This window comes from Pseudomonas sp. H3_A02, assembly GCF_054671965.1.
In genome coordinates this window covers 4,433,062-4,448,105 of the sequence record NZ_CP162807.1, presented here as the reverse complement: position 1 = coordinate 4,448,105, position 15,044 = coordinate 4,433,062, and the positions used below count along the sequence as shown (strand labels likewise).

At 65.0% G+C, this 15,044-nt stretch carries 5 protein-coding genes; 2 read left to right on the top strand and 3 right to left on the bottom strand.

The genetic code is table 11. The annotated features are described in order from the left end of the window. Positions 1–137: 137 nt before the first annotated feature. Positions 138–2,108, top strand: coding sequence for a TonB-dependent receptor (locus tag AB4N80_RS19520; protein ID WP_460078362.1), 1,971 nt, complete (start codon positions 138–140; stop codon positions 2,106–2,108). Between the two features lie 24 nt (positions 2,109–2,132). Here AB4N80_RS19520 and AB4N80_RS19515 read toward each other — a convergent pair whose 3' ends face one another. The 3 genes from AB4N80_RS19515 to AB4N80_RS19505 are packed head-to-tail and all read right to left on the bottom strand — an operon-like array spanning position 2,133 to position 8,290. Continuing rightward, positions 2,133–4,280 carry a TonB-dependent receptor gene (locus tag AB4N80_RS19515; RefSeq protein WP_354339034.1) on the bottom strand — a complete coding sequence of 716 codons (2,148 nt, stop codon included), beginning with the start codon at positions 4,278–4,280 and terminating at the stop codon, positions 2,133–2,135. 33 nt (positions 4,281–4,313) lie between these two features. After that, positions 4,314–7,409: a hypothetical protein gene (locus AB4N80_RS19510; protein WP_460078358.1), complete on the bottom strand. Its 3,096-nt coding sequence runs from the start codon at positions 7,407–7,409 to the stop codon at positions 4,314–4,316. Further along, positions 7,406–8,290, bottom strand: a complete 885-nt coding sequence (locus AB4N80_RS19505) for an ABC transporter ATP-binding protein (RefSeq protein ID WP_460078355.1) — start codon at positions 8,288–8,290, stop codon at positions 7,406–7,408. Before AB4N80_RS19505 ends, AB4N80_RS19510 begins: the two co-directional genes overlap by 4 nt. Positions 8,291–8,593: 303 nt before the next feature. On the opposite strand from AB4N80_RS19505, the gene AB4N80_RS19500 reads away from it, so the two are divergent. Next, on the top strand, positions 8,594–15,028 hold the full coding sequence (locus tag AB4N80_RS19500) for an amino acid adenylation domain-containing protein (protein WP_460078353.1): 6,435 nt from the start codon (positions 8,594–8,596) through the stop codon (positions 15,026–15,028). Positions 15,029–15,044 lie beyond the last annotated feature (16 nt).

Sequence of the window (15,044 nt, the reverse complement as noted above, 5' to 3'; positions counted from 1 at the left end):
GCAACACGACGACTACCCCTCGATCTTGCTACAAGTGTAATACTATAACAATAATCTTAACTTGGACACTGGCCTGTCCTGCCCTTGCCGCCACCGGCGAAGTCTTTGAATTACCTGTCTCGACGGTGACCGCGCGCATGGAGCAGGAAGATCCCAAGAGCCTGCCCATCAGCCTTAGCGTGATCAGCGGCGAGCAACTGCGTACCCAGCGCCTCGACACATTGGAAAGCGCCCTGCGCAATACGTCCGGGGTCAGTGTCAATTCATCCGGCGGCCCCAATGACTTCAACGTGCTGATCCGCGGCGTCGGCTCGCTGTACCAGATGTCGATGGATGACAGCTCAGTGGCGTTCAACATCGACGGCGTACCCGTACCCTCCCGCAGCCTCGGTTTCGGCACCCTGGATGTCGACCGCATTGAAGTGCTCAAGGGGCCCCAGGGCACGATGTCCGGTGCGATTGGCCAGGCGGGAGCGGTGAATATCACCACCCGCCAGCCGACCCGCGAACTGGAAGGTTATGTGCGCGGCGAAGTCGGTCAGGAGGGCCAGTTCCTCAGCGAAGGAGCCATCGGCGGGCCGATCAGCGACAGCCTCAGCGGCCGCCTGGCGGTTCGTCGTGCCGGCTACGACAGCTGGATCGACAACGATCAAACCAACGATCCCATCACCAAACCGCGCAACGAGGCTTATCGCGCCAGCCTGCTTTGGGACCTCAACGATGACACCCAGATACTGTTCAGCGCCGAACGCCAGAAAACCGAGCGCGCCACCAACTCGCTGGTGCTGCGCCCCTATGGCAGCGACCCCAGCCTGGACCTGACACCCGGCCTGTTCGACGACAACTACAAGACCACCGAGCGCTACACCGTCAAGGTCGATCATGACTTCGCCAACAGTCGCCTGACCTCGACAACCGCCACCTCCACCGCCGACTTCGAAGGCCTGATCGCCTACGACAGCAAACTGATGGGCGCCCTGTACGGCACGCCCAGTGAGTACTGGGTGGTGGATAAGTCCTTCGAGCGCAGCTGGAGCCAGGACCTGCACTTGAGCTCGCTGCCCGACGCCGACACATTCTGGATCGCCGGCCTTGCCGCCAGCCGCAACGAGCGCAGCTACGACACCCCGCGCAACACCTACGGCACTACGAGCGCCAGGTTCCGCGATTTCACCACCACCACGTATGCCGGCTACGGCGAAGTCACCTTCCCGCTCACCGAACGCCTGAAACTCACCACGGGTTATCGCCATTCCTGGGATCGCAAGACCTACGATGGCCAATACATCGATGGCGCCAACGCCGTGGATGATTCACGCAAGTTGACTGACCATTACGGCACCGGCCGCGTGGCCCTGAGCTACGCGCTCACCCCGCAAACCAACGTCTATGTGCAACTGGCGCGGGGTTATAAATCCGGGGGGTTCAATGATTATGCGGCACAAGTCAGCGACAGCGAGCCCTACAAGGCCGCCGTCAGCAGAGCCGCTGAAGTGGGCTTCAAAAGTGAAACAGAAGATCGCCGCGGTAGCTTGAACGGTGCGCTGTTCTACACCCGCGTGCACGACGACCATCTGCTGGGCTACAACGCTGCGACCTTCGCCACCAATGCGTTCAATGCCGATACCCGCACCCGCGGCGCCGAACTGGAGGGCGCCTGGCATTTCGACCATGGCCTGACCCTGGCCGCGAGCGCCACCTACCTCGACGCCAAGATCACCAGCGCCGTGCACGGCATCCAGGCCGGTGATGTCGCCGCCGGCAACCTTACCCCGGATGTGCCGCGCTGGAGCGGCGACCTCAACATCAGCTGGCAGCACCCGTTGGGCACCTTCGCCAGTCTTGGCGAAACCACCTTGAACACCAGCCTCAATTACCGCCTGGTGGGCGAACGCGCCGCCGATCCGCAGAATCATTTCAACCTGGACAACTACGAGAAACTCGACCTGCGCGCAGGCCTCGAAAGCCGGTTTGGGGAGGTCTATGCCTTCGCCGACAACCTGCTGAACCAAACCTACGACACCTATGGTTTCTACAGTGACCCGGTGGCCTACGGTGCGCCAGCACGGCGACGCACCTTGGGGGTCGGCTATACCTATGCGTTCTAACCTGCCCTTCGAATCAAACGGCACTCAGAACGAATAGCTGTACCCCACGCCGGCCGAGCGCCCTCGGCCCGGCATGCCGGTCAGCACTTGATCGGTGGAATACGAACCATACAGGTCATATCGCGCATCAAGCAGGTTGTCGCCCCACAGGTAGACTTCCGAACCGCCACTCTCCAGGCCCAGGTGCAGGTCCAGCTTGGCGTAGCCCTTGAGGTCATAGTGATTCTGTGGGTCGGCCGGGCGATTTTTCTGCACCCGATAGTTGAGCAACGTATTCAGGCGCGGCGCCGGCAAGCCCAGGAACTCATCCAGGTTTTTCTGCCAGGCGACGCTGAAGTTGCCGCTCCACAACGGCACATCCGGCACACGATTTCCCGCCGCGACATCACCGCCAGAAACCCCCGGCGCATCGGAGGTCACCACCGCGTTGGTGTAGCTGATGGCGCTGCCCAGGGTCAGCTCATCGGTGACATGCCACGTGCTCGACAGCTCGGCACCCTTGCTGCGGGTATCGGCGTTCACTGCGCTGACCGCCAGGGTGTTGAAGTCATACCCCAGCAGGTGATCGTCCTGCACCCGGGTCAGGAACAATGCCCCCTCGAGGCTCAGGGCACCCTCCGCGCTTTCATGCTTGAAACCGACTTCGGCGGAATTAACCTTGGCGGCCTTGTAGGGTTCGCTGTCCTTGACCGAGGTGGCGTAATCGTTGAAACCGGCTGATTTATAGCCTCGCGACAGTACCGCATACAGATTCGTCTGCGCTGTCAGCGCGTAGCTCAACGCCACGCGCCCGGTGCTGTAGTTGTCCTGCAACCGGCGTTCGTCGCCGACGGTAGTGCCGCCGCTGGAATAGTCGGCACCGTAGGTCTTGCGGTCCCAGCTGTGGCGCAAGCCAGTAGTGAGCTTCCAGTCTTCGGCGATCGGATAAGTCATCTCGCCGTAGAGCGCATAACTGTTGGTGCTGAAATCGCGCCTTTGCTGCGCACCGCTGGTGAAATCGTCCGAATCGAAACGGCGCTCGGAGCGTGACAGGTTTATCCCGGTCACCCAGAACACATCGGCGTCCGCCAGTGAACCCAGGCGCAGGTCCTGGCTCCACACGCGCTCCTTGGCGGAATCTTCGATCAGGTATTCGAACGGTGAGCCGTACAGCGCCTCGGTGATGTTACGGTCATAACCTTTGACCGCATTGAGGTCGGTGCTGGTGTAGGCGCTGATCGAGGTGATCCGCGACTGCGCCAGGTCATGGTTGAGCTCGAAGGAATAACGCTCGTTGGTCTTCTGGTTGTCATCGAACGTACCGGGCGTGTAGTCCAGGCTGGGGCGGTTACCAAACGGGCGCAGCATCTCCAGGCCGGCGTAATGATCGGCGCGCTGGCGCTCGGCGGTCAGCAGGCCGGTCGTGCCTTGGTCGTTGTCCCACAGCAGGCTGCCGCGCAGGGCCAGGTCGCGAGGCTTGGTCAGCGGATCACCGTCCTGCTGGGCATCGACCCAATTATCGAAGCCGCTGCGGCGCACGGCAATGCGCCCCGCGACGGATTCGGTCAATGGCCCGCCCACGGCGCCTTCGGTCATGAACTGGCCCTGGTTGCCGATTTCACCGCGCACATAACCTTCCCGTTCACGGGTCGGCTTACGGGTGGTGACGTTGATCGCGCCCGCCTCGCTGTTACGTCCGAACAGCGTGCCCTGGGGTCCCTTGAGCACTTCCACCTGTTCCACGTCGAGGGTGGCCATCGCTGCGTTGCGCACTGACATCGGCACCCCGTCCACATTCAACACCACCGAGCCATCGTCCATGCTCATCTGGTTCAGCGAACCAACACCACGAATGCGCACATTGGCGTCGTTGGCGCCGCCCCAGGAATTCACATCCACACCCGGCGTGGTCCGCAATGCGTCCTCCAGGGTGCGCAAGCGCCGGGCTTCGAGGGTTTGTCCGTTGATCACAGAAAGCCCGAAGGGAATATCTTTGGCGCTTTCCTCGTTCAGCCGGGCGCTGACCATCAGCGGTGCCAGCTCGATCACCTCCGCGCTGGCGGCAGGTTGATAATCAGCGGCATAGGCCGCGCACATCTGGCTGGACAAGGCCAACGCCAGGGTTTGGGTCAAGACATTTTCCCGCCAGCCGAGGGGACGGCGCAGCGGTTGGATAGACAGTTGTGATGACATGGAAAAACTCCAGGCAAAAGGGATGGTTCGAATTCATTGCGCAGGCCCCCAGCGCTTGAGCGCTGCGGTGATCGCCTGATCGGAGGGCGCGCCCAGCAGGTCCTGGATCGCGGCGGGCCATCCCTGGCCAGTTCGGATACTCGTGGTCATCGCCGTCAGTTGTCCGGCGCTTTGCCCGGCCACCCAATCCAGGCTGGCCAGCGGTGCATACATCGCGACCCAGCCTTGTTCCCGGGCGTCGGCCAAGGTGCCGATGGGCTCGCCGTCATTGCTCAAGGCGCGCGTCAAGTCATCGGCCATCAACTTCACCAAGGTCGAGCGGGCTTCAACGCCGTCAACGTCGCCGACACACAACAAGCCGATCGCCCCCGCCACGCCCTGGCTCAGCCAGAGGTAACCCTGGGCCTGTCGCAGGTCGCTGGCGTCGATCAACATCCGCCGCGCGAGTAGTTCGGCGATATGCGCGCGGCGCGTCCAGCGCCCGACGCCCGCCTGCGTCACGTCCCAATCCGGCGTCTGGCTGAGCACAAGATGGTGCTGGCTCAACTGGCTGGCGCCCATGCCGGTCGGCCACTGGCTCAGGGACTCGACGGCCGGGCGACTGCCCAGGCGCCGAGCCACACAAGCGGACATGGCTTCCAGGTCTTCGCGCACCTCACGGGCGGTTTGCTGGCGGCTGGCATCGGCGAGTACTTGCACGCCGTCAAGGTCGTGCGTCGCCGCCGTGTGATAGGCGAAGTCCAGTGGCCCTGCGCTGTGACCATTGAAAGCCTGGCCATCGACCTCGATCAGCCATTGCCACGCGCCTGCGGGTGCCACCGCGTTCGCGGCGACCGCCGAGCCTGCCGGCAGATTCGGCACCTCAGGCGGCAAACCGGCTTCGGCACGGTGGACCGGTGCACGCAGCAGGCGCTCGCTGTCCAGGCCCAGGCGTGGCATCACGCGGCGCGATTGCAACCACACCCCTCGCGGTCCCAGCCAGAATGCGTCACCTTCGGACGGCCAGCCGACGGCATCCAGCGTCCAGTTCAGTTGCACGTTGCAGCCGCTCGCCGCGCATTCAGCCAAAGGCACACGCAGGTGCGCGGCCGCCTGTTCGAAAATGACCGGCCGCCCCATGACGCTCACCGCCGTGACGTGCAAACCCGGCGGCAGTTCGGCGTCCAGGTGCTCATTGGCGGCGATCACGGTCCCCAACGTCCACTCACCGTCTACACGTCGCGCAACGCTATCGATGCGCAAATGCAAGCGCCCGTTCGCCACCTGCCAGGCACCCGCCCCGGCCAGCCATCGCTGTTCCCATTCGGCGCGCTCAGCCCGTTCCTCGGCCACCGATTGGTAATCGCCCTGTTCCACCAGATGCCAATGCAACAGCGTGCCGCTGCCGAGCAAACCGACAGCCCCCAACACCAGCAGCGCACCCGGCAAGCCCAGCAGGCTGCGGCGTACATCGATGAGACGGCGTCGCTCCGGCCCCCGGGGCAAGGCCAGCGCCGCCACCGCAACCAGTACCAGGCAGCCGGCCAGTTTCCAACTGGTCAAGGTGGCCAGATAAGGCAACCAGGGCGCCCAGCCCGTGAGTTGTGACAACGCCACGTGGGCCGGTATCGCCATGGCATAGGCGGGATAACTGACCAACCCCAATTCATGGTTGAGCACCAGGAAAAACGTCAGCAGCATTGACGTCGCGTACGCCAGGCCGGAGCGACGAATCAACGCATGCACCAGCACCGTGAGCATCGCCAGTTCCAGTAGCGGCGGCGCGAACACCAGCGTCTGATAGATCAGCACAAAGCCCGGCGCCAGGTTGTCGGGGGCGGCCATCGCGCTGATCACCAGGCTGGCAACGCCCGGCACCAGTGCCAAGACCAGCGTCGCCACCAGCACGCAGGCCACCCGGCCCAACAAACGCAGCCACACCGGTGCCGGGGTTGCCTGCAACATCGCGCCCAGGCCTTCGACGTCATCGCGCCGGCACACCAGCCCCACCAGCGCCGCGACAATAAAGGCGATCACCAGGAACGACGCGCTCGATAACAACGGCAAGATCAGATCCGGGCGCGGCACCATCGGCCCGCGTGCATGCCACACGATGTGGACAAACCCGCTGAGTATGCCCATGGCCAGCAACAACCCGAGGGCGACCCAGCCGATGCGCCGGGCAAACAACTGCCGTACCTGCCAGCGGATCTCACGCCACAAGGCCCGCGACCAGCGGCTGGCGGATAACGGGCCGGGCAAGCGCACGTGGCTCGCCAACAGCATCGGCGGCTCGGCCAACACAGCGCCACTGCGTCGGCCCATCAAGCCTTGGCGACTGGTGCGGGCCAAGACGATGGCCAGCAACAGCAAGGGCAACCCACACCACAACGCCCGGTTGAGCCAGAACCCCGGGGTCAATGCCAACAGCGATTGGGACTTCTGCGCGGCGCTCCAGGTTTCCACCTGGGCCTGAGCAAAGGTAAACAGTGACGGATCGAGGCTGGCGGCCAACAATGGATTGATGTGCCCGCCCTTGAGCACCACCACCGCGAACATCCACAGCAGCATCAGTACCGTCGCCAAGGCAAACGGCGCAGCCAGGCCCCGGCTGCGCAAGGCCAGCAGGTAATACAACGCACCGATGCCGGTGCTCACCGGCAACAGCAAGGCGCCCCAGGCAAATCCCAGCGCCGACCACACGGGGGCGCCGATGCTCGCCGCCGGCACCCAGCCGAGCCAGCCCAGCACCGGGCTGACGAGAAAGCCGACGATCAATGAACTGGCGAGCAAACCACCCACCAACGCCGCACCGATAAAACGCCCCCACAACAGCGCCGGCAGCAACAGCGGCAAGGCCAGCAGCACTTCTTCCAACTGCGCCTTACGGTCCCTCAGGGCCGGTTGGGCAAACACCCAGGCCCAGGCAAAAAACAGGAAGAACATACAGCCGCACGACATCAGGTAAATCAGGCTCGGGGCATTGCGGGCGATCTCGCTGGCGCCCATTTTCTGCACATAGTCGGCGTTGGTCAGGGCCATCAGCAGGTAGCCGGTCAGGCCGAGGAACACCAGCAATGGAATGCCACTGCGCAGCCCGGCACGCACTTCCACCCAGGCCTCGCGCATCAGCAGAGCAGAGGTATTCATGCCTCGATCACCTCACCCGCCTGGGCCAGGGCCAGGTAATAGATGTCTTCCAGGCGCGGCGCATGGGGAAGAAAGCGAGGGTCGGCCGGACGCTCGCCATGGACGATGACCCGGCTGCCCTGCGGGCTGGCGGCCATATGCAAGGCATCGGGCAGCGACTCGCCACGGTCGAAGGACGCTTCCCACAACCGCCCCTGCTCAGCACCCAGCAACTGCGCCGGGCTACCTTCGACAATGATCTGCCCACCGGCCAGCACCGCCAGTCGACTGCAGAGGTTCTCGACGTCTTCGACGATATGGGTCGAAAGCAACACGATGGACTCGGCGGCGACATCGGCGAGCACCCGATGGAAACGGTTGCGTTCGGCCGGGTCAAGGCCCGCCGTGGGCTCATCAACGATCAACAAGCGTGGCGAGCCCACCAGCGCCATGGCGATGCCGAACCGACGCAGCATGCCGCCCGAATAAGTGGCGAGCGCCCGATGGGCGGCTTGTTGGAGATTGACCTTGTCCAGCAGGCCCTCGATTTCCTCGCGGCGCTGGCGGCTGTCGGTACGCCCCTTGAGCCAGGCAAAACGATCGAGCAAGTCCCGCGCACTCACGCCCGGATATGCGCCCAACTGCTGCGGCAGATAGCCCAGGCGGCGGCGCAAATGATCGGAATCGGCCAACACATCCACCCCGTCCAGGTGAATGCTGCCGGCGTCGGGTTGCTGCAGGGTCGCCAGGGTCCGCATCAAGCTGCTTTTGCCCGCGCCGTTAGGCCCCAGCAAGCCATACATCCCGGGGCCGACACTCAGGTCCACGCCGCGCAGCGCTTCGACGCCGTTGTTGTAGCGCTTGCGCAGGCCGCGCACTTGTAAACCCGAATCGACAGACATCCACAACTCCAATCAGAGGGACACAGGCCCTGCAAGAGGGCGGCGAGCGACGGTAGTCAAGGCCATGGGGCGGGCTCTACCCGATTCAAGTCATTTTCCAACCGCATCCTGCGTGCGATCGGCGTTGTGCGTAGCCACCACGGCACTGCAACCGGTGAGCGATACGCGGATGCGGGGCAAAAACGATTCGATCCGGGTAGTTGCCAAAATGAGAATGACTAGCATCTTCCTCCATGCAACTGCCTGCCCCCAGCGCCTGGGCCAACCCCGGTCCGGGCCCTAGCAATGAGAAGACGTTGAGCCATGGCCACTCCCAGCACCTCAACCGCAACACTGCTGCGCCAATCCCTGTCCCAGGCCCTCGACCTGCCCGCCGACCAGATTCCCCTGGAGGCGAACCTGATCGAATGGGGGCTGGACTCCGTCACCCTGATTCGCCTGGCCGGCCAATGGCGCCGCCACGGCCTGACCGCGCGGTTTGCCGACCTGATCGCCGATCCGCGGCTGTCAGCCTGGCTGGCCGTGCTCGATGCGGCGCCCCAAGCCCCGGCTACGGCCACCGCAGCCGCGGACGACGAGGAGCCTTTCGAACTGGCGCCGATGCAACACGCTTATTGGATCGGACGCGCCCCCGGCCAGCAGTTGGGCGGTGTGGCGGCGCACTTCTATAACGAATTCGATGGCCGCGACGTCGACCCGTCCCGCTTGGAAGCGGCCGTGCGGGCGCTGCTGGCACGCCACCCCATGTTGCGTGCGCAGTTTCTCGACGACGGCCGCCAGCGGATCCTCCCCCGCAGCCCTTGGTCAGGGTTGAAGGTGCACGACTTGCGCCAGGCCAGCGCCGAGCAACAGCAGCAACGGCTGGAGGCGTTGCGCGCGGAGTTATCCCACCGCCAGTTGGCCGTTGAACAAGGTCAGGTACTGGATATCCAGTTGTCCTTGCTGCCCGACGGGACGCGCCTGCACCTGAACCTCGACATGCTCGCCGCCGATGCCCTGAGCCTGCGTACCCTGCTCGGTGACCTGGTGCAGCTGTATCGCCAACAGCCCCTGGCCGCGCTGGACTACAGCTTCGCCCGCTACCTGGCCGACCTGCGCCGTGAACACGCCAGCCCCGTGCAACGTGCCCTTCATCAACAAGCTCGTGACTATTGGTTGCAGCGCCTGGACCAGTTGCCCGGCGCCCCGCGCTTGCCCATCAAGACCCAGGGCGACGATCGTCAGGTGCGGCGCCGTCACCATTGGCTGCCGCCGTCCCAGCGCCAGGCCTTCGAGCGCCATGCCCGGGAGCACGGCCTGACGCCGGCGATGGCCTTGGCGGCGGTGTTCTGTGAAGCCCTCGGCGCCTGGTGCGAGACGCCCGAGCTGCTGCTCAACCTGCCACTGTTCAATCGCACGCCACTGCATGCCGATGTCGAGCGCCTGGTCGGCGATTTCACCTCATCGATCCTGCTGGCTTGGGACGGCCACGTCACCGGCACTTTCGCCGCTCGCGCCACGGCCCTGCAACGGCGCTTCCACAGCGATGCGGCACACAGCGCGTTCTCCGGCCTGGAGGTGCTGCGCGAACTATCCCGGCAACGGGGTGAGCAAGTGCTGGCGCCGGTGGTGTACACCAGCGCCCTGGGGCTGGGGGAATTGTTCGCTGAGGGCGTGCAGGCGTGTTTCGGCCAACCGGCCTGGATCATTTCCCAAGGCCCGCAAGTGTGGCTCGACGCCCAGGTCACCGAGCTCGATGGCGGCATCCTGGTCAATCTCGACGCCCGTGAAGGGTTGTTCGCCGACGGTGTACTGGACGGTTTGTTCGAGGCTTATACCGGGCTGTTGCAGCGCCTGTGTTTTGAGTCTTCGGCCTGGAACCTGTCGCCTCCGGCGCTGATCCCCGCCAGCCAACTTGAGGTACGTAACGGCGTCCAAGGGCAGATAGCGGCCCTGCCGGTACGACGTCTGCACGAGGCCTTTTTTGCCCGGGCACGCCTGACCCCCACCCTGCCCGCGTTATTGCACGGCGATGGTCCCGTCATCCACTACGGCGAACTCGCCGAACGTGCTCTGCAAGTGGCGGCCTACCTGGAAGGCCAAGGCGTCCGGCGCGGCGACGTGGTGGCGTTGCAGCTGCCCAAGGGGCCCGAGCAGGTGATCGCGGTGCTGGGCATCCTGGCGTGCAGCGCCACGTACCTGCCCATCAGCGTCGATCAACCGGCGACGCGTTGCCAGAAAATCTGCGATTCGTCGGGTGCCCGCTTGGTGCTCACGCAACTGCCCGCCGCCAGCACCGCGCTGGATGCCCCGCGGCCTGGAGCCGTCAGCGACCTGGCCTATATCCTCTATACCTCCGGCTCCACGGGTGAGCCCAAGGGCGTGGAAATCAGCCATCTGGCCGCCGCCAACACCCTGGAAGACCTGCAACGGCGCTTGCAACTGAACAGCGACGACCGAATCCTCGCGCTCTCGGCGCTGGAGTTCGACCTGTCGGTGTTCGACCTGTTTGCCGCGCTGTCGACCGGGGCGGCGGTGATCGGTATCGCGCCCGAGGCCCAGCGCGATGCCGGCCGCTGGCGTGAACTGGCCCTGCAGCATCGCGCCAGCGTGCTCAACTGCGTGCCGGCGTTGCTCGACATGCTGCTCGGCTGTGCCCCCGCCGATGCCAACCTGCCCCTGCGTGCGGTGTTGCTAGGTGGCGACAAAGTTGCTCCGGACCTGGCGCCACGGCTGTGGGCCCAAGCCCCCGGCTGCCGCTTCATGGCCCTGGGCGGTGCCACCGAAACCGCCATTCACTCGACCCTGTTCGAAGTGCTGCCCGGCCAATCCTTGCCCTGGCACTGCCTGCCCTATGGCACGCCACTGGATAACGTTCGCCTGCGCATCGTCAACCCGCGCGGGCACGACTGCCCGGACTGGGTGGCCGGCGAACTGTGGATCGGCGGCGCCGGTGTTGCCGAGGGCTATCGCGGCGACCGGGTACGCACTGCTGAACGCTTTGTCGACTATCAAGGCCTGCGTTGGTACCGCACCGGCGACAGTGCGCGTTATCACCCCGACGGCAACGTCGAATTCCTCGGGCGCACCGACTTCCAGCTCAAACTGCACGGTTACCGCATCGAAGCCGGGGAAGTCGAAACCGCGTTGCTGGCCTGGCCAGGCATCGAGCAGGCGGTGGCGCTGCTGGCCGGCCAGCAATTGGCTGCGGTGGTGCGCCTGACGGACGGCCCCGCGACACCCACACGCTTAGCCCCACCGGGCCTGGCCCAACATCTGGCCGAGCGTCTGCCGAGCTACATGATTCCCGGCACAATCCTGGGCTGCGCACAGCTGCCCTTGACCGGCAACGGCAAGGTGGATCGCAAAGTATTGACCGACTGGCTGGCGGCCATCAGCGCCCCCTTGCAGGCCAACCTGTCCCCTCCCAGCGGCGACATCGAAACGCAGGTGGCGCTTGCTTGGCAGCAGTTGCTGGGCTGTGGTGAGGTTTGCCGTGAACACAACTTCTTTGCCCTGGGCGGTGATTCCCTGAGCGCCACCCGCCTGGTGCGTCTGCTTGCAGAGCAAGGGCTGGGGGGCGCGCGGATCGCCCAGGTCTTTTCCAAACCAGTGCTGGCGCACTTTTGTGCCGATTTGCATCGACAGGCCCAGGCCGAACCGCAACACACGATTGTGCCCGACCTGCCGCAACGCCATGCGCCTTTCCCAATGACCGAGGTGCAGCAAGCCTATTGGCTGGGTCGTGACCCGAGCCTGGTACTGGGCGGCGTGAGCTGCCACTTCTATCGCGAATACGACGTCGAGGACCTCGACCTGCCGCGCCTGCAGAACGCACTGGAGCGTTTGATCGAGCGTCACGAAATGCTCCGTGCGGTGTTCGATCAATGCGGCCAGGCCCGCATCCTGCCCCTGCAACAGCTGCCGTCCTTCGAAATTGGCCAGGGCTACGCCAACCTCGACGACTTGCGTGAACACTGTGCCCATCGCGTGTTCGATCCAGGCCAGTGGCCGCTGTTCGATGTGCAGGCCGTGGCCCACGGCCGGTACACGCGGTTGGCCATCAGCCTGGACAACCTGATCCTCGATGCCCTGAGCATCCTGCGCTTCTACGCAGAGCTCGATGCCTTGTACCGTGACCCCAGGTTGACGCTGCAGCCCCTGGAACTGTCGTTTCGTGACTATCAACTGCAATCCGCCGTGGACGAGGCCGAGCTGCAAGCCGCGCAACACTTCTGGCAAGAGCGTCTGCCTGAACTGCCGCCGCATCCGCAACTGCCACTGGCGGTTGACCCCGCCAGCATTGGCCAACCGCGCTTCGAACGCCTGCAAGGGCAAATCGACGCCCACGCCTGGGGAGCGATCCTGGCCAAGGCCCAACAGCATGGCCTCACCGCCTCTGCGGTACTGCTCTGCGCGTTTGCCGAAACCCTCGGTCGCTGGAGTGCGCGTCCCGACCTCAGCCTCAACCTCACGCTGTTCGATCGTCGTGCGCTGCATCCCCAGATCGATCAGGTCATGGGCGATTTCACCTCCCTCACGCTGCTCGGCTATGTACCGGTGCCCGGCGAACGCTGGGTCGACCGCGCCCGACGTACCCAGCGGACCTTGGGCGAGGCACTGGAACACCGCTGCCTCGGCTCGGTCAGCCTGTTGCGGCAGCTGGCCCGGGGCAGCGGCGAGCAACAGGTGAGCATGCCCGTGGTGTTCACCAGTGCGCTTGGGGTCCCGGATGGTACGGCCGCGCCGGTGGATGGGCCGTTTGCCCGGCAAGTCTTTGGCCTGACCCAGACCCCACAGGTCTGGCTCGACCATCAGGTGGTGGAAGCCAACGGCGGCATTGCCTTGAACTGGGACCGCGTGGTCGGCCTGTTTCCCGACGGTTTGGTCGAAGCAATGTTCGACGCCTACCTGTACAGCTTGAACTGGCTGGCCGAGCACACTTGGGACAGTCCACCGCCCGACCTGCTGCCCCCAACCCAGGCGCAATTGCGCGCGCAGCTCAATGCCCCGGGCCCGAGCGTGCCGGGTGACCCGACCGTGCACCAGGGCTTCTTCGAACACGCACGCCAAGCGCCACAACGCCCGGCGCTGTTGTGGGGTGAGCACGGCACGCTCAGCTATGGCGAGTTGGCCGAGCAGGCGCTGCGCATTGCCCGCAGCCTGGTGGACGCGGGTGTCGTGCCGGGCGATCTGGTGGCTGTGTCCCTGGCCAAGGGGCCACGACAGATCGCCAGCGTGCTGGGCATCCTGGCCGCGGGTGCCGCGTACCTGCCGGTCGGTGTCGACCAACCGTTACAGCGTTGCCAACGCATTCTGCAACAGGCCGGCGTAGCGCTGATCCTGGCCGCGCATGACCCGCAACTGCCGAGCGTCAAACACCTTGATCCGCTCCAGGCGCTGGAAGCTGAACCGCTGTCGGCGCCGCTCGCCATCTCGGCCGCGGTGCTGGCCTACGTGATCTACACCTCCGGCTCCACTGGCCAGCCCAAGGGTGTGGAAATCACCCACCGCGCGGCGATGAACACCGTGGCCGAGATCAACCGCTGCTATGGCATCGACGCCAGCGACCGCACGCTGGCCCTGTCAGCACTGGATTTCGACCTATCGGTGTACGACCTGTTCGGACTGCTGTCGGCGGGCGGTGCGCTGGTCTTGATCGAAGAAGACCAGCGCCGCGACGCCCGGGCCTGGCTCAAAGCGTTGCAGCACCACCGCGTGACGCTGTGGAACAGCGTGCCGGCCCTGCTGGACATGCTGCTGGAAGCCAACGCTCATGACCGCCAGCCACTGGACCTGAAGGTCGCGTTGCTGTCGGGCGACTGGATTGGCCTCGACCTACCCCAGCGCCTGCGACAACAGGCCCCTGGCTGTCGCTTTATCGCCCTGGGCGGCGCCACTGAAGCGGCAATCTGGTCGAATCATTACCCCGTGGAGCAAGCACTGCCGGGTTGGCGCTCTATCCCCTACGGCGTGCCACTGGCCAACCAGGCCTACCGGGTGGTCGATGCCCTGGGCCGGGACTGCCCGGATTGGGTCACCGGTGAGCTGTGGATTGGTGGGGCCGGGGTCGCTCGCGGCTATCGCCACGCGCCACAGCTGAACGCCGAGCGCTTTGTCGATGGCTGGTACCGCACCGGCGACCTGGGCCGCTACCACCCCGATGGCCTGCTGGAATTTCTCGGGCGCGCCGACAGCCAGGTGAAGATTGGCGGCCATCGCATCGAGCTGGGCGAAATCGAGGCGGCCCTCGCCCGTCACCCCTGCGTAACCAAGGCCGTAGCGCTCGTCACGGACAACCGGCTGATGGCCGCCGTGACCGCCAGCACCGAGGCACAGGTCTTGGCACGACACCTGGAGCAGTGCCTGCCGGGGTACATGCGCCCGGAACAGATCCTGGTGCTGGAACGCTTGCCTCTGAGCAGCAACGGCAAGATCGATCGCCGGGCGCTGCAGGTCTCCTTGGCCGCCGCCCAGCCATGCGCCACGGTGGACGAACAACCGCTGGGGCCGGACGAACAAGTGATCGCCGAGCTCTGGCGGCAATTGCTCAACGTGCCGAGCGTGTCGCGCCACGACAACTTTTTCCGCCTCGGTGGCGACAGCCTCCTGGCCACGCGTTTTCTCGAAATGCTGCGTACCCGCCTCGGCCTTGAACTGCCCATGGGCCAGTTGTTCGGCGCCGCCACCTTGACGGAGGTGGCGCAGATCCTTGAGCGCCAGCCCAACTCGGACACCGTTGAAGAGGGCGTCATCTGATGCCCGCACAACCCCT

Bases quoted from the DNA above. Each gene is read 5' to 3' on its own strand.
- AB4N80_RS19510 (WP_460078358.1), bottom strand. From the start codon at position 7,409: ATGAATACCTCTGCTCTGCTGATGCGCGAGGCCTGGGTGGAAGTGCGT.
- AB4N80_RS19500 (WP_460078353.1), top strand. From the start codon at position 8,594: ATGGCCACTCCCAGCACCTCAACCGCAACACTGCTGCGCCAATCCCTG.
- AB4N80_RS19515 (WP_354339034.1), bottom strand. From the start codon at position 4,280: ATGTCATCACAACTGTCTATCCAACCGCTGCGCCGTCCCCTCGGCTGG.
- AB4N80_RS19505 (WP_460078355.1), bottom strand. From the start codon at position 8,290: ATGTCTGTCGATTCGGGTTTACAAGTGCGCGGCCTGCGCAAGCGCTAC.
- AB4N80_RS19520 (WP_460078362.1), top strand. From the start codon at position 138: ATGGAGCAGGAAGATCCCAAGAGCCTGCCCATCAGCCTTAGCGTGATC.